The sequence below is a fragment of the Pseudomonas sp. DVZ6 genome (assembly GCF_024259445.1).
GTDB lineage: Bacteria > Pseudomonadota > Gammaproteobacteria > Pseudomonadales > Pseudomonadaceae > Aquipseudomonas > Aquipseudomonas peradeniyensis.
This window is the reverse complement of record NZ_JANCLM010000004.1, coordinates 80,256-99,698: the sequence shown is the minus strand read 5'-3', so window position 1 is coordinate 99,698 and position 19,443 is coordinate 80,256. Positions and strand designations below refer to the sequence as shown.

The following is a 19,443-nucleotide window of genomic DNA, read 5'->3' as shown; positions in this document are numbered from 1 at the left end:
AGCCTTTCCTTGCATGCGGGCACGGCCTGCATTTCCACAAAGTGGCACGGATATGCCTTACGCCAAGCCATGGGATGGGTCCTGCCGCAGTATTCCTTCAGCTCTAAGGCAGGTCGATCGTGACTGTTATCAATCGTTTTCCAGTGGTGGGCGCCTCAGGTTTGGATCTCTTCAGCGCAGGGGTCGCATTGTGGCGGGGCAAGCGTCTGATCCTCGGCACGATGGCGGTGACTACGTTGGCTGCATTGGCCTATGGGTACATGGCGACCCCCAGCTATCGGGTCACCAGCGTCCTGCGTCCAGTCGCCCAGTTCGAGCTGGATGCCCTGAATCGGTCCGGTGTCTACAAGCTTCAGCCTGAACAGGCGCTGCAGCGGGTCGGTGCTGCACTTGAGTCTTACGACACCCGCTTTGCCTACTTCCAGGCCCATCCAGAACAGTTCAATTCTTTCCAGGTTCCAGGCTTGAGCGTGGAGCAACGCTTCGAGCTCTTCGGTCGCAATGCCTTTCAGGTACGCCGCAGCAGTGCGTCGAATGGCGAGGGAAGCCCCGAGGCGCTCACCCTCGACCTCACCTACCGTGCCGGCGACGACGGGGTTGCCATTATCGACGGCTTGATAGAGCAGGCCACACTGGTCGAGCGCGAGCGAATCGATAGGGATGTCATTACCGTCGTGGCCAACCGGCTCAAGGAACTGGATACCCGGCTCGAGAAGTCGAGAGTTTCCTACGAGATGCTCAAGGAGGTTCAAATCGCCTCGCTGAGTGAGCGGGATGCGGTAAAACGTGCCCAACTGCTTGATGAGATGCGCGCACGCCGAACCGAGCTGAAAACCCTGCGCGCCAATCGTATCGCGCAGCTGGATGAGGCGTTGCTCATCGCTCGGCGGCTTGGCATCAAGCGTCCGTCGACCCCGGCTTCGATAGCCGGCAGTGCTGGAGTCAACGCAACGAATGTCGTGGTTGCCGACGTAACCAGTCGTGACCCCCTGTACTTCCTGGGCTCCGATGCCCTTGAGGCTGAGCGCGCGGCATTGCTCCAGCGCCGCTCCGACGACTTTGCCGACACGCGAATTCCGCAGATTGCCAAGGAGCTGCAGTTGCTTGACCGCAATCGAGAGGTTGAGGCGTTGGAGCAGCGAAAACAGGCAGATTTGTACCTGCAGGATATTGCAAGCATCAAGGCTGAGCGGTTCGCCTTGGAACAAGTGAGCTTGCAGGCCAAGGACCTCAAGTTGGTCAGTGTCGACCAGCGTGCCGTCAATCCGCTTGACCCGGTTTCACCCAGCAAGTGGTTGCTCGGGATCGGTGGGTTGCTTGTAGGCCTGGTGGTAGGCGCGGGTATCGCGCTGGCTCGTCACCTGCTGATCGCTGGTATGCAGGCGAGGAGTGCTGGCACTGAGCCGTTGGCCCCGCAGGCTGTTGCTCGCCGCCGCGATGACCTCATCGAGGTCGACCCGCGCTAAGGGGGCAGGCCGGCGCTTGCTGGTGTAAAGGCAGGTTGCGGGTGGTTGTCCTCTGGCGACTCTGGCAAAGACAGATATGCGGTAGTATGGAGGATCACCTGCTCCTCTGGTGAAGTGCCCGTAGAGGTACAGGCATATTGATATCTAGGTTGGCCGCAGCGGAGTTTGTTCATGCTATCTGCCAGGTCGTTTTTACCAAGTCAGGAACGGCGCCGGCGGCGCCTTTCCAAGCATCTTCCATTAGCGTGGATCATGGCGCATGCCATGAACGTGGCCCGTGACGATTTTCCGGATTGCAAAGGTATGGTCATTCGGGCGGCGGTGATGTGCAGGGCAGAAGGCTGCGGCAAACCGTTCAAAGGATAGTGGGGAAGATCAAAGTGAGTGTGGTAGCTGGATGAGCAACCCAATGACAACAGCTGTAGACATGAGCAGCGCTGGGCAGCAGGAGAGAAAAGGTTCTTTTCTACTTGCTCTGTTGGTACTGACGGTGACCATTGGGTTTCCGCGTGTCTATGGCACCGAGGTACCGATGGCGGTATTGCTCATGCCCTTCTATATGTTGGGCTTTTTCAGGTTGCTGATGAGTAATGGTGGGTTCGCAATTGCCTTCCTGTTGCTTTTTGGTGGCTGGCTGCTCGGGGGGGCGCTGGTGGCATCTGCGGGAGCGCCTGGTGATCTGTTCTTTCACTTTGTGGTGTCCAGCAAGATCTTTCTGAATATATTTTTCGGTTATGTCATTCACCGCGTCTTGACCAAGCGACCGTCTGCGTTGCTGGCCTGGATTTTCCTGCAGTGCGCGTTGGCGATCATATCGATCCTAGACAGGGACGTGTACACCACGCTGCTGGGCTTTATATCACCACGCTCGGCGGAGGTCTTCCAGCATATTTACGGGTTGCGTGCGCTGGGCTTTGGCTTGTTTCATGTGGATGGCGCGCTTACGTTGGTCATCACGGTGTTTTACTATCTGCTCATTTCACAGAAAAGCTTCCTGAAGAGTTTGCTCGTCATCATGATCTTCCCCATCGCGATGGCAGTTGCTCGTAGTGCAATTATTCCTTTCGCCATCCTGGGGCTGAGCCGTCGTGGCTTGGGACTGAAGGTTCTACTATTGCTGTCGGTCGTCACGATGGTGGTGCTGAGCTTCTATGTAACGTCTGGGCCCTTGTACCAAGCCACTGAAATCTTCAGGAATATCGTAACCAAGGGTGAGTTGCACAGTGACAGCGTCCAGTCGTTGTCGGAGATGTATATATTCCCTGATCAGCTATCCACCTACCTGTATGGTGATGGCCGCTATTTTTCTGAAGACACTTCTGAGTTGGGGTTCTACAAAGGGACAGATGTCGGCTATCTGCGACTTTTGTATTTTTCCGGTTTTGGTTCTATCGTCGTTTTTATGTTGCTGAATTGCTTTTATCTCGTGCCCGTCCTGTTCGGCGGGCGCTATGAGAAAAGTCGTGATATCAAGGTTTTTGCGTTGGCCCTGTTCTTGATCTTCGTGATCATTAATTTCAAGGGGCTGCAAGTCATGCCGATCTTTGCCGTTTCCCTCTATCTGTTCGCCGGGCAGCAGGAGCGTGACGCCAGACGCCAATCTAGGCTGAACCGCATGCAGGGAGCGGTTGCATGACGTCGAGGGCTGCTGTGGTCGCTGCCAGAAGTTGTGAACTGACCGGCGAGACCTTGTCTGTAATTATCATTCAATCTGAAGGGTAGTGAGTCGTTTGGAAACACAAATGCGGCCGCGTAAGAAAATCTGTTTGGTTGCCACGGTCCCTGTCGTTTTGCATGTCTTCATGCGCGAGCATATCAAGCGTCTTTCCGCGAACTACGATGTGACACTGGTGGTGCCCGGTACGCGCCATGACGTCGAGGCGCTGCTGGGAGAGCATGTCGACTTCATTCCCTATGCCATCGAACGCAAGATCTCCCTCAAGCGTGACGTGATCTCGCTGTACCGGCTTTGGCGAATCCTGATGCAGCGTCGTTACGACTGCGTGCTTTCCCTGATGCCCAAGTCAGGGCTTGTCGCCATGTTGGCGGGGTGGCTGTCGGCGACACGGTGCCGCGTGCACATCTTTACCGGGCAGGTCTGGTTCACCCGGCGTGGGCTGGGGCGTCGCTTCCTGATGTTCCTTGACCGTCTCCTGGCTGGCGCCGCAACGCACCTGCTGACGGACAGTCATTCGCAAAGAGATTTCCTGATCGAGTCAAAGATCGTCGCCAGAGACAAGATCAGGGTGCTTGGCAAAGGCTCCATCAGTGGCGTGGATATCGAGCGCTTCAAGCCGGATCCGCAGCGTGCCGCGCAAATGCGTAGCGAGATGAACATCGCCGAAAACGCCAAGGTTTTCCTGTTTCTTGGACGGGTCAATACGGCCAAGGGGATTCTGGATCTCGCCCAAGCCTTTGCATCGCTTGGCGAAGGGTATGCCGATGCCCACCTGCTGGTTGTCGGACCTGACGATGAGGGTATCGATGAGTCGCTGGCGGCCATCCTGCAATCTTGCCAGGACCGTTTTCACCGTGTGGGCTTCACCCGTACACCTGAGCACTACATGGCAATGGCCGACGTGTTTTGCATGCCCAGCTACCGGGAAGGTTTTGGCCTGGCGGTGATCGAGGCCGCAGCGGTGGGGGTGCCCAGCATGGTCTCGCGAATCTACGGATTGACCGATGCCGTCGAGGAAGACGTCACCGGGCTGTTCCATGAAGCAGGCGACATTGCGCAGATCCGCGAGGTTCTCACCCGGCTTCATGGCGACTCGGTACTTCGTGATAGGCTCGCGCTCTCTGGTCTGCAGAGGGCTCGCCGGGACTTCTCGCAGGATCTGGTGGTTGGGGAAATGCAGGTGTTCATCAAGGCGATCATGGACCGCCAATGACGCCGCAAGTAGAAAGGACAAGGGGCGATGGTACGATGCGCATAGTGTTAACAGGCGGTTCCGGATTTGTTGGTCAAGGTGTGTTGAAGCGATTGGCGACGATGCCGGTAGAGGTGGTTGCGGCAGTGCGCCAGCAATCAACACCATTGCCCGCCGGGGTTGAGCCACACCTGTTCGATGACCTGGCAAGCGAATCTGCCTGGCCTCAGGCTGAGCGGCCATTTGATGTAGTGATTCATTGTGCCTCCAGGGTGCATGTGATGAACGAGGTCGCCGCCGACCCGCTGGCGGAATTTCGCAAGGTCAATGTCGAGGCAACGCTCGCCTTTGCCCGGCGCGCCGCCCAGGCTGGGGTAAAGCGCTTTGTCTTTATCAGCTCGATCAAGGTCAATGGCGAGGGAACGCCTTTGGGGCGGCCCTACCATGCAGATGATGATGCCTCGCCCTCGGACCCTTACGGGGTGTCCAAGCAGGAAGCGGAAGAGCAGTTGATGAAGCTGGGACGTGACCTGGGCATGGAGATCGTCGTCATCAGGCCTGTGCTGGTTTACGGACCTGGGGTGAAGGCCAACTTCCACAACATGATGCGTTGGCTCGACAAACAGATTCCGTTGCCTTTCGGTGCCATACATAACAAGCGCAGCCTCGTGGCCCTGGACAACCTCGTCGACCTGATCGTGTTGTGTTGCTCGCACCCGGCGGCAGCCAACCAAGTGTTTCTGGTGAGTGACGGCCATGACGTTTCCACCACGGAGCTGCTGCAGAAGATGTCGGTCGCCCTGGGCAAACCGGCCAGGTTGATACCGGTTCCGAGCTCGCTACTGACCCTCGGGGCCAATCTGCTGGGTAAGCGGGCGCTGTCACAACGTCTCTGCGGCTCGCTTCAGGTCGATATCTCCAAGACACGCCAGATGCTCGGTTGGGAGCCGCCGGTGTCACTGGAGGAAGCGCTCGGCATCACTGCAAAACATTTCCTGGAAAACCCCATTCGATGAGTTACTGGATCCTTCCCATTGCTGTTCTGCTGGTTTCTTACTTGCTGACAGGGGCGTTGCGTCGTTATGCAATTGCCCGAAGCATCATCGATGTTCCCAATGCCCGCAGTTCTCACTCCGTTCCCACGCCACGCGGTGGTGGTGTGGCAATCGTGCTGGCGTTCCTCGCGGCATTGCCGGTTGCCTACGGCCTCGATCTCATCTCGACGGGGCTGCTGATCGGTTCTCTGGGTGGCTGCGGCCTGGTGGCGGTAATCGGATTTCTCGACGACCATGGCCATATTGCAGCCCGGTGGCGATTGCTGGGACATTTTTCCGCAGCCTGCTGGGTGTTGTTCTGGCTAGGTAATGCTCCAAAGCTGGTGGTCCTGGGCGCGACACTGGACATCAGCCTGGTTACCTACGTGCTGGCGGCTTTCTACATTGTGTGGATGCTTAATCTCTATAATTTCATGGACGGTATCGATGGCTTGGCTAGCCTTCAGGCGATAACGGTCTGTTTGGGTGCATGCGTCATCTATGTCGCTTGCGGCGCTTCATCAATGGTGTGGGCACCAGCCTTGCTTGCATTGGCCGTGGCTGGTTTCCTGTTCTGGAATTTCCCGCCGGCGCGTATTTTCATGGGCGACGCAGGCAGTGGTTTCCTGGGAATCCAGTTGGCGCTGCTGTCGTTGCATGCCGCGAACGGCGACCCCGTGCTGCTCTGGTCGTGGATCATCCTGATGGGTGTTTTCATTGTCGATGCCACCTTTACCCTGGCTCGTCGGCTGTTGCGTGGCGACAAGGTCTATGAAGCGCACCGAAGCCATGCCTACCAGTATGCTTCGCGACAATTTGGCAAGCACCGTCCCGTCACGCTGGCCGTGACGGCCATCAATCTGCTCTGGCTGCTGCCTTGGGCGGCCGTCGTGGCATTGGGGCATGTGGATGCATTGGTTGGCGTGATCTTGGCTTATGCACCGCTCCTCGCGCTTGCGGTCAAGTTCAAGGCGGGGCAAAGGGAAATCGTCGACAAGTCGCCAGCATGAGTGTCCAAAGGGCCCCGGCGGCATTGATCATGCCCGCCACTACAGTTGCGAGTGCGGCTAAGGTTCAGGTAAGAGGAGAATGATTTTGAAAGGGGTTATGGATAGTTTTCGGTCCGCATTGCTAGGGTTGCCTCGGCGATACAAAAGGCTGTTGCAGGTGGCAACTGACGTCGTGCTGGTCTGGGGGAGCTTGTGGCTGGCATTTCTCGTTCGCCTGGGGGTCGAAGAGCTGTCCAATCCGATCAAGGAGCACCTGTGGCTCTTTATCGCCGCCCCGATTGTGGCGATTCCGTTGTTCATCCGCTTCGGCATGTACCGTGCGGTCATGCGATATTTCGGTAACGATGCGCTGATCGCCATTGCCAAGGCCGTCAGCCTTTCGTCGTTGATCCTTGCCCTGGTGGTCTACTGGTACAGCAACCATCAAGCGGTGGTGCCGCGTTCGATCATCTTCAACTACTGGTGGTTGAGCCTGGTGTTCCTGGGCGGTCTGCGCCTTGTGATGCGCCAATATTTCCTCGGCGACTGGTTCGCAGCGGCCAAGCACGTGCCCTTCACCAATCGTGATGACGGTTTGCCGAAGGTTGCGGTTTACGGGGCAGGCGCTGCCGGCAACCAGTTGGTTGCGGCATTGCGCATGGGCCGGTTGATGCGGCCGGTGGCTTTCATTGACGATGATGTAAGTATCAGTGACCGGGTGATCGCCGGGCTGCAAGTCTACAAACCCAAGCATATCCAGAGAATGCTGGACCTGACCGGCGCCGAGGAAATCCTGCTGGCCATTCCTTCGGCGACCCGTGCGCGTCGCCGTGAGATACTTGGCTTCCTCGAAGGTTTCCCTTTGCATGTGCGTAGTGTGCCTGGCTTCATGGACCTGGCCCGTGGTCAGGTCAAGGTCGATGATATCCAGGAGGTCGACATTGCCGATCTGCTTGGACGTGACCCGGTGCCAGCCCAGGACGAGCTGCTGGAGCGCTGTGTTGTCGGCCAGTCCGTTCTGGTAACCGGAGCCGGCGGGTCGATCGGGTCCGAGCTCTGCCGTCAGATACTGAGTCTTCGCCCGAAGAATCTGCTGCTGTTCGAACACAGCGAGTTCAATCTCTACAGCATCCTCAGCGAGCTGGAGCAACGGGTTGCCCGTGAGTCGCTGCCTGTCAGGGTGCTGCCGATCCTGGGCTCCATTCGCAATCCTGACCAGTTGCTTGATGTCATGCGTACCTGGCATATCGATACGGTCTACCATGCCGCTGCCTACAAGCATGTACCCATGGTCGAGCACAATATCGCCGAAGGTGTGTTGAACAACGTATTCGGAACGCTCAACACGGCACAGGCTGCGTTGCAGGCAGGCGTTTCGAACTTCGTATTGATCTCCACCGACAAGGCAGTGCGTCCAACCAATGTCATGGGCAGTACCAAGCGTCTGGCGGAAATGATCCTGCAGGCCTTGAGCCGTGAGTCTGCTCCTGTCCTGTTTGGTCGCAGCAGCAATCTATCCCATGTCAATCGGACAAGATTCACCATGGTCCGATTCGGCAACGTACTGGGTTCCTCGGGTTCGGTGATTCCACTTTTCCACAAGCAGATCAAGTCGGGTGGTCCGCTGACCGTAACCCATCCGAAGATCACCCGTTATTTCATGACCATTCCCGAGGCCGCGCAGTTGGTTATCCAGGCGGGGTCCATGGGGCTGGGAGGGGATGTGTTCGTGCTGGACATGGGCAAGCCGGTGAAGATCGTCGAGCTGGCGGAGAAGATGATTCACCTTTCTGGCCTCAGTGTTCGCTCGGAGCGAAATCCCAATGGCGACATCGCCGTCGAGTTCACTGGATTGCGGCCCGGCGAGAAACTCTATGAAGAATTACTGATCGGGGACAATGTGGTTTCCACCCGGCATCCGATGATCATGAGTGCCGACGAGGACTTCCTGGATTGGTCCGTGCTCAAGGAACAGTTGATTCGACTGCAAGGCGCCGTCCAGGCGGATGATTACGTTGCGGTTCGTCAACTGTTGCGCGAAATGGTCAGCGGTTATTCCCCGGACAGCGAGATCGTGGACTGGATCCATCTGCAGCGACGCATGGATCCCTGACACCCAGGGGCGACGCACTGCTGGAATGATCTGGAAATAATCTCCCCGGCACCGGCATCTTGATCGGACATCCAGAGCGACTAGGGTTTAGAGGCAGCCAAGGAACGCTGCCTCTGAAATCCTGGACCAAGGAGTCTTTGATCATGCGAAACAATGTACTGACCTATCTGTTGCTACCACTCTTCACTTGCCTGTCATTCACTCTTTCCGCTGCGCCAGCAGCGGCGCCGGCGCCCGCTGTCGAACAGGTCGAACCGCGAGCTGCCGCGTCATCGGTAGCAGCGGAAAAGGTTGATCTCAACCAGGCCGATGCATCGACCCTGCAGAGCGAGCTCAATGGCATCGGCAAGGCAAAGGCCGAGGCTATCGTGGCCTATCGCGAGGCGCACGGCCCTTTCCAATCGGTCGACGAGCTATTGGAGATCAAGGGTATCGGCAATGCGCTGCTGGAACGCAACCGTGAAAAGCTGAGGGTGGATTAACCTCGGCTAGCCGGCCGATCATGCATCGGTCGGCTTTCTACCGCCTGTCAGCGGTCTGCCGCATCCTTCGCATCCGCCTCGGCGTTGCGCTCATGCACCTTTTTCAACTGCTCCTCGGTCAGCGGCAACTTCTTCGCCGTATCCCGCAGCAGCATCAACCCGCCGACAATCGACCCGAGAGCAACAAGCAGTATCAACCAGGCATACCAAGGCATCGAGATTCTCCTGAAAGCGTATAGGGCACCGCTTACATGGCATTCGAGCCATTGCCGCAGCCGTTGGTTCAATTATAGGAGCCGCCCCCGCCCGGGCCAAATCTCATGACCCGCGGCCCCCAAACCCCGCGCCACTTCGTTTACAATGCGCGCCGTTTACGACTTGCCAAGAGACCCTGCCCATGTCCGCCTGCCAGACGCCCCTGATCGTCGCCCTGGATTTCCCCACCCGTGACGCCGCCCTGAAGCTGGCCGACCAGCTCGACCCCGCCCTGTGCCGGGTCAAGGTGGGCAAGGAACTGTTCACCAGCAGCGCCTCAGGGATAGTCGAAACCCTGTGCGGCAAGGGCTTCGAAGTGTTCCTCGACCTCAAGTTCCACGATATCCCCAACACCACCGCCATGGCGGTCAAGGCCGCGGCCGAGATGGGTGTGTGGATGGTCAACGTGCACTGCTCCGGTGGCCTGCGCATGATGTCGGCCTGCCGTGAGGAGCTGGACAAGCGCAGCGGCCCGCAGCCGCTGCTGATCGGCGTGACCGTGCTGACCAGCATGGAGCGCGAGGACCTGGCCGGCATCGGCCTGGATGTCGATCCGCAGGAGCAGGTGCTGCGCCTGGCGGCGCTGGCGCAAAAAGCCGGCATGGACGGCCTGGTGTGCTCGGCACTGGAAGCGCCGGCACTGAAGGCGGCGCACCCGTCGCTGCAGCTGGTGACCCCGGGTATTCGCCCAGCGGGCAGTGCCCAGGATGACCAGCGCCGGATTCTGACGCCGCGTCAGGCACTGGACGCCGGTTCCGATTACCTGGTGATCGGGCGTCCGATCAGCCAGGCGGCAGATCCGGCCAAGGCACTGGCTGCCGTGGTGGCTGAAATCCGCGGTTGAATCAGGGATCGTGGAAGCGGGCTTGCCCCGCGATGGCGCAAGTCCAGGCAATCGCCATCGCGGGGCAAGCCCGCTCCCACAAAGCGCTTGGCTGCTGATCTCAGACCTTCAGCACCAACTTACCGAAATTCTCCCCGCTGAACAGCTTGAGCAGCGTCTCGGGGAAGGTCTCCAGGCCTTCCACCACATCCTCCTTGCTCTTCACCTTGCCGCTGGCCAGCCAGCCGGCCATTTCCTGCGCGGCCTTGCCGTACTCCTTGACGTAGTCCATCACCACGAAGCCTTCCATGCGCGCACGGTTGACCAGCAGCGACAGGTAGTTGGCCGGGCCCTTGACCGCTTCCTTGTTGTTGTACTGGCTGATGGCGCCGCAGATCACCACCCGGGCCTTGAAGTTCAGGCGCGACAGCACGGCATCGAGGATATCGCCGCCGACGTTGTCGAAGTACACATCCACGCCATTGGGACACTCACGCTTGAGGCCGGCCAGTACGTCTTCGGTTTTGTAGTCGATGACCCCGTCGAAGCCCAGTTCATCCAGCAGGTACTGGCACTTCTGCGCGCCCCCGGCGATGCCCACCACGCGGCAGCCCTTGAGCTTGGCGATCTGCCCGGCAATGCTGCCGACCGCGCCGGCGGCGCCGGAGATCACCACGGTTTCGCCGGCCTTGGGTTGGCCGACATCGAGCAGGGCGAAGTAGGCGGTCATGCCGGTCATGCCCAGGGCGGACAGGTAGCGGGGCAGGGGCGCCAGGCGCGGGTCGATCCGGTGCAGGCCCTGGGGTTCGCCGGTGAAGTAGTCCTGTACGCCAAGGGCACCGCTGACATGGTCGCCGGGCTTGTAGTCCGGGTGATTGGAGCTGACCACCTCGCCGACGCCGAGGGCGCGCATGACCTGGCCCAGGCCCACGGGTGGGATATACGACTTGCCTTCGTTCATCCAGCCGCGCATGGCCGGATCCAGCGACAGGTAGAGGTTCTTCACCAGCACCTGGCCTTCCCCCGGCTCGCTGGCGGGCACCTGCTCGTAGGTGAAGTCGTCACGGCGCACGGCGCCGACCGGGCGGCGGGTCAGCAGGAAGCGGCGGTTGGTGTGGGGCATGGCGAGTTCTCCTGAACGAGTGTGAGGGGGTGATGATCGGCGGGTTGAATGGGCCGCGTCACGCAAGATCACCGCGAACGATAGTAGTCCAACCGTGCCCTTGATGATGCTGCCCAGCCCGGCGGTGCCCTGACTAGACTCAGCCACGACTTCCCATCCTTTTGCAGGAGCCAGTGATGAGCATGACTTTCTCCGGCCAGGTTGCCCTGGTCACCGGTGGCGCGGCGGGTATCGGCCGGGCGACGGCCCAGGCATTCGCCGCCGAAGGGCTCAAGGTGGTGGTGGCCGACCGTGACGCGAGCGGGGGCGAAGCCACCGTGGCGCTGATCCGCCAGGCTGGCGGCGAGGCGCTGTTCGTCGCCTGCGACGTCACCCGTGACAGTGACGTGCGCCAGCTGCACGAGCAGGTCATCAAGGCCTATGGCCGCCTCGACTACGCCTTCAACAACGCCGGTATCGAGATCGAGAAGGGGCGGCTGGCGGAGGGCAGCGAGGCGGAGTTCGATGCGATCATGGGGGTCAACGTCAAGGGTGTGTGGCTGTGCATGAAGTACCAACTGCCCTTGCTGCTGGCCCAGGGCGGCGGCGCCATCGTCAACACGGCCTCGGTGGCCGGCCTGTCGGCGGCACCGAAGATGAGCATCTATGCGGCATCCAAGCATGCGGTGATCGGCCTGACCAAGTCGGCGGCCATCGAGTATGCGAAGAAGGGCATTCGGGTCAACGCGGTGTGCCCGGCGGTGATCGATACCGACATGTTCCGCCGCGCCTACGAGGCCGATCCGCGCAAGGCCGAGTTTGCCGCGGCGATGCATCCGGTCGGGCGCATCGGCAAGGTCGAGGAGATCGCTAGCGCGGTGCTGTACCTGTGCAGCGATGGCGCGGCGTTCACGACGGGGCACAGCCTGACTGTCGATGGCGGCGCCTTGGCGATCTGACCGACTAATTCGACCCCTGTGGGAGCGGGTTTACCCGCGAAGAGGCCCGCGAGGTTTTCCACAGGCCCAATGCCACGGCGGCACAGCCCACCAGCAGGACGCCGCCGAACACTTCCAGCGCCATGCGCGATCCCAGCCGATCGCTGAGCAATCCGGTAAAGATCACCGGCAGGCTGAACCCCAGGTAGGCGAGCAGGAAGAACCCGGCACTGGCCCGGGGCTTCTCGCTCCCGGCCAGCTCGTTCACCGCCGCCAATCCGCCCAGGTAGATAAAGCCATAGCAGGCGCTGCTCGCAGCCACGGCGCCCAGCAGCATACCCAGCAGATTGCCGCTGTCAGCCCCCCAGGCCAGCAGCGCGTAGCTGCACGGCAGGATCAGCAGCCCCAGCAAGGTCGCCTGGGCACTGGCCAGGCGCCGGGCCAGCGGCTGGAACAGCAGGCCGCAGCTGATCACGCAGAAGGTCGAGAACCCCGACCAGGCGCTCAGCCCGTGCTGACGCAGGATCCCCGGCAGCAGGGCGATCACCAGCCCGACACAGGCCCAGGCCAGCAGGATCGCCAGGCCATAAGCCAGGCTGCCGGCGGGGTAGCAGGGCAGGCGCAGCATGGCGCGGCGCTGCGCCGGGCGAGGGTCGGGCAGGCGCCAGACCAGCAGCAGGGCGACGGCGGCCAATGCCAGTTGCAGGTGGAAGCTGCCGGGGGTGAGGGTCGGCCCGCGCAGCAGGAACAGGCTGGTCAGCGCCGCGCCCAGGCCGAAGCCGAGCGACGTGCTGGCGGTGACCCAGGTGGCGGCGCGGCCACTGGCATCCGGGGCCATCAGCTCGCTCATGTAGGCGGTGGCGGTGGCCGAGGCGAGGCCTGTGCCCAGCCCCAGGAACAGGCGCGCCAGGCCCAGCATCTGCAGGCTCGGCGCCAGCAGCATGAGCAGCGTCGCGACCATCGACAGGGCCAGCGCGACCAGGATCATCGGGCGACGACCCACCCGGTCGGCCAAGCCGCCAAGGGCCAGCAGCACCGGCAGCACGCCGAGCACATAGCCGGAAAAGGCCACGGCGGTTGCCGTTGCGTCTTGCCCGGACAGGTCGGCGTAGGTGATGTATAGCGGGGCCTGCAGGTTCACCGCCAGGGTGATCAGGCACAGGGCGAAAGCCAGCAGGGCTGGGGCGTGACAAGTGGGCATCGGGGCGGATCCGCAAGGCAGTGGCTGTGGTTGGCAGCATCGGCCTTTGCACAGGTGCTCGCCAAGGCACACTCACGGGGCATTTATGCTTAACTGTTTGCCTGAAAGCAGCGAACACTTGCCATGCATTTTCATCTTGATCGTGACCTTCCCACCCCCTTGGTCCAGCAGCTGACTGAGCACCTGCAGGCCTGGATCGAACAGCAGCGCCTGCGCCCCGGCGCGCGCCTGCCGTCGATCCGCGCGCTGGCCAAGGCGCAGTCGGTAAGCGCCTCGTGCGTGATCGAGGCCTACGACCGCCTGGCGGCCAACGGCTGGCTGGAGGCGCGACATGGCGCGGGCTTCTTCGTCGCCGAGCGCAAGCCGGGCTTGCGGCCCGACCCCGGCGAGCCCTGGGGCGAGGCAATCGACGGCAGTTGGCGGCAGTTTCGCGAAGGGCATGAACAATTGCTCAAGCTCGGCTGCGGCTGGCTACCGGTGGCCTGGCGGGCCGAAGCCGAGCTGGCCCAGGCCATCCGCCAGGTCAGCCGCGGCGCGCCCGAGGCGCTGTTCGACTACTGCCCGCCCCAGGGCCTGGCCAGCCTGCGCCTGCAACTGCACAAGGGGCTGGCGCGGCTGGATATTGCCGCCGAGCCGGAGCGGATCCTCACCACCCAGGGCGCCAGCCATGCCCTCGACCTGCTGGTGCGGACCTTGCTGAAACCGGGCGACACGGTGCTGGTGGAGCGCCCCGGCTACTACAACCTGTACAACTTGTTGCGCGTGCACGGTGTACACATGCTCGAGGTGCCGCGCACCGCCATTGGCCCGGACCTGGTGGTGCTCGAGCAGTTGCTGGCCGCGCACCAGCCCCGTTGCCTGTTCATCAACAGCCTGTACCAGAACCCGACCGGTACCTGCCTGACGCCCAAGGTCGCCTACCGCCTGCTGGAGCTGGCCCGCGAGCATGACCTGCGGATCGTCGAGGATGACCTGTACGCGGACTTCCAGGACGGCCCGGCCACGCGCCTGGCGACCCTCGACAGCGAGCAGCGGGTAATCTACCTGGGCAGTTTCTCCAAGACCCTCAGCAGTTCGTTGCGGGTCGGCTATCTGGTGGCCGACCCACCGTTGATCGCCCGCCTGGCCGAACTGAAGATGGTGGCCGGCATTGGCACTTCGCGCTTCGCCGAGCAGGTGGTCGGGCAGATGCTCGCCAATGGCGGCTACCGCAAGAGCGTGCAGCGCTTGCGGCTGCGCCTGGGGCAGCACCGGGCCAGGACGCTGGGGCAACTGGAGGCCTGTGGCTGGGAGGTGTTCTGTGAGCCGGTCGGCGGTATGTTCGTCTGGGCCCGGGTGCCCGGGCGCGACTTTGCCGAGCTGGAGCGATTGGCGCTGGAGCATGCGGTGTTGCTCACCCCGGGCAGCGCTTTCGATCCGCAGGGGCGGGCCAGTGACTGGCTACGGATCAATGTCGCCTATGGGCAGGATTCCCGGGCCCAGGCGTTCTTCCGGCATGCAGGGCGACCTTTGGCGGTCTGAAAGCGACACGCTCATAGCTAAATGACACCATTCGCGCACGCGGCCCTTGTGACCAGGTCGGCGCCATTGTCACTCTTGTCGCCGGCGGAGGGCCAAAAAGCGAGGAGGGCGGTGATGACGGCGACCAAGCACGGTGTATTGGCCAACCTGGGCATGGCGCGCAAGCTGGGCCTGGGTTTTGCCCTGGTGTTGCTGCTCACTCTGGTGGTGGCCGCCATCGGCGTATACGCCCTGGCCAACGTCGGCCAGCGCTTCGAGGGGCTGCGGCAGATGGCCCAGTTCAACACCGACCTGTTGAAGCTGCGCCAACATGAGCAGGCCTTCGCCCTGCGTTCGGATATCAAGGAGGCCGATGCCCTGCGCATGGGCCTTCAAGGGCTGGTGGAGCGGGCCCGCGCCGCGCCTGCGCTGACTTCCGCCGAGGCCGACCTCAGTGCCTACGGGCAGGCCTTCGACCAGTTCGTCCAGGCGGTGCAGGCCAAGGAGCTGGCGCTGGACATGGCCAGCTGGTCGGTATCGAGCGTGGCCAACAACCTCGATGTGCTGCAGGCCGGCCTGGCCGACGACGGCACCTACACCCTCAAGCAGTCCCAGGGCCAGCAAGGCGGCGAGTTCCTTGAGCAGGCCGGACAGGTGGGGCAGGTGTCGCGGCTGATGCTGCAGGCCATGGACGAGGCCCGGGTGCGCCTGGAGCAGAGCCGCAAGGGCGGCGAGGCTGTCGCCGAGGGGCGCATCGCCCAGACGGTGGAGGCCGCCGGCCTGGTGGACCAGCTCAAGTCGGCGGTGACCGATGCCGGCTACCAGAGCGTGCTGGGCGAAGTGGCCGGGCATATCGCCAGTTTCTCCGAGAAGCTCAACGAGTACACCGACCTGCTGGGCCAGGAGCGGGGTATCAAGGATCAGTTGCAGGCCCGGGCCGAGCAGGTCACCACGCGGGTCGACCAGGCCTACCTCGCCCAGGAGCAGGCCATGCAGGCGGAGCTTGCGCGCAACACCGTGGCCATCGCCGCGGCCACGGCCCTGGCACTGCTGGTGGGCGTGCTGGCGGCCTGGTTGATCACCCGGGCCGTGGTCGCGCCGCTCAAGCGGGTGATCAGCCGTGCCCGGCGCATAGCCGCGGGCGAGCTGGGGATCGAGGCCGAGCCGCCGCGTGCCGACGAGGTCGGTCAGCTGCTGCAGGCCATGCAGCAGATGGCCGAGGGGCTGTCCGGCATCGTCAGTGGCCTGCAGCAGGGCATCGATCAGCTGGCCGGCAGCGCCCAGGCCTTGTCGGCGGTCACCGAGCAGACCAACCGCGAAGTCGGTAGCCAGAAGGATGAGACCGAGCAGGTGGCCACTGCCATGCAGCAGATGACCGCCACCGTCCATGACGTGGCGCGCAACGCCGAGCAGGCGGCCCAGGCGGCACAGGATGCCGACGACAAGGTCGAGTCGGGGCAGCAGGTGGTGCGCCAGAGCATGCAGCGCATCGAGCAGCTGGCGGTGGCAGCCGAGACCGCCAGCAGCGGTATCGACAGCCTCAGCGCCGAGATCCATACCATCGGTGACGTGCTCGAGGTGATCAAGAGCGTGGCCGAACAGACCAACCTGCTGGCGCTCAACGCGGCGATCGAGGCGGCCCGCGCCGGCGAGCAGGGCCGTGGCTTCGCCGTGGTGGCCGACGAGGTGCGCGCCCTGGCCCGGCGTACCCGCCAGTCCACCGAGGAGATCGAACGGCTGGTCGCCAGCCTGCGCGGCAACGCCCAGCAGTCGGTGACGCAGATCCGTGGCAGCACCGAGCTGGTGCGCCTGGCGGTGGCCGACACGCTGAAGACCGAGAGCGCCCTGGGCAGCATCGCCGCGGCGGTGTCGTTGATCCAGCAGATGAACCAGCAGATCGCCGCGGCGGCCGAGCAGCAGAGCTCGGTCGCCGAGGAGATCAGCCGCAGCGTCACGCAGATCCGTGGCAGTGCCGACCAGGCGGCGCTGGCGATGGAGGACAATGCCCGCTCAAGCGTCGAGTTGGCGCAGCTGGGCAATGACCTGAAGGGGATGGTTGGCCACTTCAGGCTGTGATTGGCTGTGGCGGCCCTATCGCGGGGCAAGCCCGCTCCCACGCATGCCCGCTCACGGGGTCTGGGCGTGGGAGCGGGCTTGCCCCGCGATAGCGTTGTCAGCCCCTGCGCGGACTGAGAATCAGCAAGGTCAGCACCCCCGCCACGATTCCCCAGAACGCCGAGCCGATCGAGAACAGGGTGAAGCCCGACGCCGTGACCATGAAGGTGATCAGCGCCGCCTCGCGCTCGCGTGCCTCGCCCATGGCCACGCTCAGGCCGTTCATGATCGAACCGAACAGCGCCAGGGCGGCGATCGACAGCACCAGCTCCTTGGGCAGGGCGCCGAACAGCGCCGCCAGGGTCGCGCCGAAGGTGCCGGCGATACCGTAGAAGATCCCGCACCAGACCGCTGCCGTGTAGCGCTTGGCCGGGTCTTCATGGGCATGCGGCCCGGTGCAGATCGCCGCGCTGATCGCCGCCAGGTTGATCCCGTGGGAGCCGAACGGCGCCAGCAGCAGCGAGGCGAACCCGGTGGCCGAGATCAGCGGCGAGGCCGGCACCTGGTAGCCGTCGGCGCGCAGCACGGCGACGCCGGGCATGTTCTGCGAAGTCATGGCCACCACGAACAGCGGGATGCCGATGCTGATGGTCGCCGCCAGCGAGAAGCTCGGCGTGGTCCACACCGGGGTGGCGATCTCCAGCTGGAAGCCGCTGAAGTCCAGCAGCCCCAGGGCGCCGGACAATGCCGTGCCGACCAGCAACGCGGCCAGCACGCAGTAGCGCGGTGACAGGCGCTTGACCAGCAGGTAGCTGAAGAACATCCCCAGCACCAACACCGTGCGGTGCTGGGCGGCGACGAAGATCTCGCTGCCGATCTTGAACAGGATCCCGGCCAGCAGGGCCGAGGCGAGCGAAGCGGGGATGCGCCGCACCAGGCGCTCGAAGCTGCCGGTCAGGCCGCACACCAGCACCAGCACGGCGCAGGTGATATAGGCACCGATGGCCTCGCCGTAGCTGACGCCACCGAGGCTGGTGATCAGCAGCGCCGCGCCGGGTGTCGACCAGGCCACGGTGACCGGGGTACGGTAGCGCAGCGACAGGCCGATGCTGCACACCGCCATGCCGATCGACAGGGCCCAGATCCACGACGAGATCTGCGCGCTGGTCAGGCCGGCGGCCTGGCCGGCCTGGAACATCAGCACCAGCGAGCTGGTATAGCCGGTGAGCATGGCGATGAAGCCGGCGACGACCGCCGACGGGGAGCTGTCCGCCAGCGGCCGCAGGCGCGCGGAGGTGGCATCGGTCATGGGGAATTCCTTGTGCAGGTGTAAGCAGTTTTTTCAGGCTACCGTGCAATGGCGTGATCCTTGCCATACAGCAGGCATTGCATTTAGCCGTACAGTCGCCAACTATGGGGTATTACTGCGCAACTGCGTGAAAGGGGAGGGGCGATGTACAAGGTGTATGGGGATTACCAGTCGGGCAACTGCTACAAGGTCAAGCTGATGCTGAGCCTGCTCGACCGCCCGTATGAGTGGCACCCGGTGGATATTCTCAAGGGCGAAACCGAAACGCCCGAGTTCCTGGCCATGAACCCCAACGGCAAGGTGCCGGTGCTCAAGCTCGAGGACGGCACCTGCCTGTGGGAGTCCAACGCGATTCTCAACTACCTGGCCGATGGCAGCGAGTTCCTGCCCAGCGAACCACGCCTGCGTACCCAGGTGCTGCAATGGCAGTTCTTCGAGCAGTACAGCCACGAGCCGTACATTGCCGTGGCGCGTTTCATCCAGTTCTACCTGGGGCTGCCGCAGGACCGGCTGGAGGAATACAAGGGGCTGCACAAGGGCGGCTACAAGGCGCTAAAGGTGATGAACAAGCAGCTGGAAATGACGCCCTACCTGGTCGGCGAGCAGTACTCGATTGCCGATGTGGCGTTGTACGCCTATACCCATGTGGCGCATCAAGGGGGCTTTGACCTGACCGAATATCCGGCGGTGAAAGCCTGGCTGGCGCGGGTGGCCAGCCATCCACGGCATGTGCCGATGGTGGATTGACTCGCTGCTGCCCCACCCCTGTAGGAGCGGCCTTGTGCCGCGAAAGGGCTGCGCAGCAGCCCCTCGGTCTCAGCGTCGACGCATCAATCGCCGGGGCCGCTTTGCGGCCCTTTCGCGGCACAAGGCCGCTCCTACAGTGTGGGGCGTGCGTGCGGGTCAGACCGCCGCGAAGCGTTTGTCCAGATAGGCAATGATGTCCTTGGATTCATACATCCAGGTCACCTTGCCGTCCTCCTCGATCCGCAGGCACGGCACTTTCACCCGGCCGCCGCCTTCGAGCAGCGCCTGGCGGTGCTGGGCGTCGTTCTTGGCATCGCGCAGTGCCACCGGCACGTTCAGGCGGTGCAGGGTGCGGCGGGTCTTCACGCAGAACGGGCAGGCATGGAACTGGTACAGCGCCAGACCCTTGGCCTGCTGCTCGACCTGGGCCTGGGCCGCGGCATCGCGCTGCTTTTTCGCCGGGCGGCTGATCCAGTCGCCGAACACGATTAGCTGGCCGAGGCCGACCCGCAGGGCTTTGACGATCATGGGCAACTCCTGAAATGAAAAAGCCGACCCA

The 19,443-nt window shown here is 62.6% G+C and carries 17 protein-coding genes; 12 read left to right on the top strand and 5 right to left on the bottom strand.

Features of this window, described 5'->3' with window-relative positions:
- The first annotated feature begins 119 nt into the window (after window positions 1-119).
- The 7 genes from NMG10_RS03900 (at window position 120) to NMG10_RS03870 (ending at window position 8,954) form a co-directional block, all read left to right on the top strand.
- Window positions 120-1,466 (top strand): Wzz/FepE/Etk N-terminal domain-containing protein, encoded by a 1,347-nt coding sequence (locus NMG10_RS03900; protein WP_232856427.1) that lies wholly within the window; start codon window positions 120-122, stop codon window positions 1,464-1,466.
- Between the two features lie 397 nt (window positions 1,467-1,863).
- A complete protein-coding gene (locus tag NMG10_RS03895) occupies window positions 1,864-3,102 on the top strand; it encodes a hypothetical protein (protein WP_232856426.1) in 1,239 nt (412 codons plus the stop codon).
- Between the two features lie 106 nt (window positions 3,103-3,208).
- Window positions 3,209-4,357, top strand: coding sequence for a glycosyltransferase (locus NMG10_RS03890; RefSeq protein ID WP_232856425.1), 1,149 nt, complete (start codon window positions 3,209-3,211; stop codon window positions 4,355-4,357).
- The gene (locus NMG10_RS03885) at window positions 4,354-5,352 is read left to right on the top strand and encodes an SDR family oxidoreductase (RefSeq protein WP_232856424.1); all 999 of its coding nucleotides are present in this window, start codon (window positions 4,354-4,356) and stop codon (window positions 5,350-5,352) included. Before NMG10_RS03890 ends, NMG10_RS03885 begins: the two co-directional genes overlap by 4 nt.
- Window positions 5,349-6,380, top strand: coding sequence for a glycosyltransferase family 4 protein (locus tag NMG10_RS03880; protein WP_232856423.1), 1,032 nt, complete (start codon window positions 5,349-5,351; stop codon window positions 6,378-6,380). Before NMG10_RS03885 ends, NMG10_RS03880 begins: the two co-directional genes overlap by 4 nt.
- A 79-nt stretch (window positions 6,381-6,459) precedes the next feature.
- Window positions 6,460-8,472, top strand: a complete 2,013-nt coding sequence (locus tag NMG10_RS03875; protein WP_234562424.1) for a nucleoside-diphosphate sugar epimerase/dehydratase — start codon at window positions 6,460-6,462, stop codon at window positions 8,470-8,472.
- Between the two features lie 143 nt (window positions 8,473-8,615).
- Window positions 8,616-8,954 (top strand): ComEA family DNA-binding protein, encoded by a 339-nt coding sequence (locus NMG10_RS03870; RefSeq protein WP_232856421.1) that lies wholly within the window; start codon window positions 8,616-8,618, stop codon window positions 8,952-8,954.
- A gap of 47 nt (window positions 8,955-9,001) precedes the next feature.
- Here NMG10_RS03870 and NMG10_RS03865 read toward each other — a convergent pair whose 3' ends face one another.
- The gene (locus tag NMG10_RS03865) at window positions 9,002-9,169 is read right to left on the bottom strand and encodes a DUF2897 family protein (protein ID WP_082337674.1); all 168 of its coding nucleotides are present in this window, start codon (window positions 9,167-9,169) and stop codon (window positions 9,002-9,004) included.
- A 182-nt stretch (window positions 9,170-9,351) separates the two neighbouring features.
- Here NMG10_RS03865 and pyrF point away from each other — a divergent pair, with 182 nt between their 5' ends.
- On the top strand, window positions 9,352-10,053 hold the full coding sequence (gene pyrF / locus NMG10_RS03860; RefSeq protein ID WP_232856420.1) for an orotidine-5'-phosphate decarboxylase: 702 nt from the start codon (window positions 9,352-9,354) through the stop codon (window positions 10,051-10,053).
- A 100-nt stretch (window positions 10,054-10,153) separates the two neighbouring features.
- Here the strand turns inward: pyrF and NMG10_RS03855 are convergent, their stop codons facing one another.
- Window positions 10,154-11,155, bottom strand: coding sequence for an NADP-dependent oxidoreductase (locus NMG10_RS03855; protein WP_232856419.1), 1,002 nt, complete (start codon window positions 11,153-11,155; stop codon window positions 10,154-10,156).
- A 176-nt stretch (window positions 11,156-11,331) separates the two neighbouring features.
- Between NMG10_RS03855 and NMG10_RS03850 the strand changes: the two genes are divergently transcribed.
- A complete protein-coding gene (locus NMG10_RS03850) occupies window positions 11,332-12,093 on the top strand; it encodes an SDR family oxidoreductase (protein WP_110736592.1) in 762 nt (253 codons plus the stop codon).
- Between the two features lie 4 nt (window positions 12,094-12,097).
- Here NMG10_RS03850 and NMG10_RS03845 read toward each other — a convergent pair whose 3' ends face one another.
- A complete protein-coding gene (locus NMG10_RS03845) occupies window positions 12,098-13,273 on the bottom strand; it encodes an MFS transporter (RefSeq protein WP_254463853.1) in 1,176 nt (391 codons plus the stop codon).
- Window positions 13,274-13,396: 123 nt separating this feature from the next.
- On the opposite strand from NMG10_RS03845, the gene NMG10_RS03840 reads away from it, so the two are divergent.
- Together NMG10_RS03840 and NMG10_RS03835 are read left to right on the top strand one after the other, a co-directional pair.
- Window positions 13,397-14,794, top strand: a complete 1,398-nt coding sequence (locus NMG10_RS03840) for a PLP-dependent aminotransferase family protein (RefSeq protein WP_254463852.1) — start codon at window positions 13,397-13,399, stop codon at window positions 14,792-14,794.
- Window positions 14,795-14,908: 114 nt separating this feature from the next.
- Window positions 14,909-16,849 carry a methyl-accepting chemotaxis protein gene (locus tag NMG10_RS03835; protein ID WP_254463851.1) on the top strand — a complete coding sequence of 647 codons (1,941 nt, stop codon included), beginning with the start codon at window positions 14,909-14,911 and terminating at the stop codon, window positions 16,847-16,849.
- A gap of 97 nt (window positions 16,850-16,946) precedes the next feature.
- Here the strand turns inward: NMG10_RS03835 and NMG10_RS03830 are convergent, their stop codons facing one another.
- Window positions 16,947-18,137: a benzoate/H(+) symporter BenE family transporter gene (locus NMG10_RS03830; protein ID WP_234562877.1), complete on the bottom strand. Its 1,191-nt coding sequence runs from the start codon at window positions 18,135-18,137 to the stop codon at window positions 16,947-16,949.
- Window positions 18,138-18,281: 144 nt separating this feature from the next.
- Between NMG10_RS03830 and NMG10_RS03825 the strand changes: the two genes are divergently transcribed.
- A complete protein-coding gene (locus tag NMG10_RS03825) occupies window positions 18,282-18,884 on the top strand; it encodes a glutathione S-transferase family protein (protein WP_050704632.1) in 603 nt (200 codons plus the stop codon).
- Between the two features lie 156 nt (window positions 18,885-19,040).
- Here NMG10_RS03825 and NMG10_RS03820 read toward each other — a convergent pair whose 3' ends face one another.
- Entirely contained in the window at window positions 19,041-19,412 is a 372-nt protein-coding gene (locus NMG10_RS03820) for a glutathione S-transferase N-terminal domain-containing protein (RefSeq protein ID WP_186712821.1), read from the bottom strand.
- Window positions 19,413-19,443 lie beyond the last annotated feature (31 nt).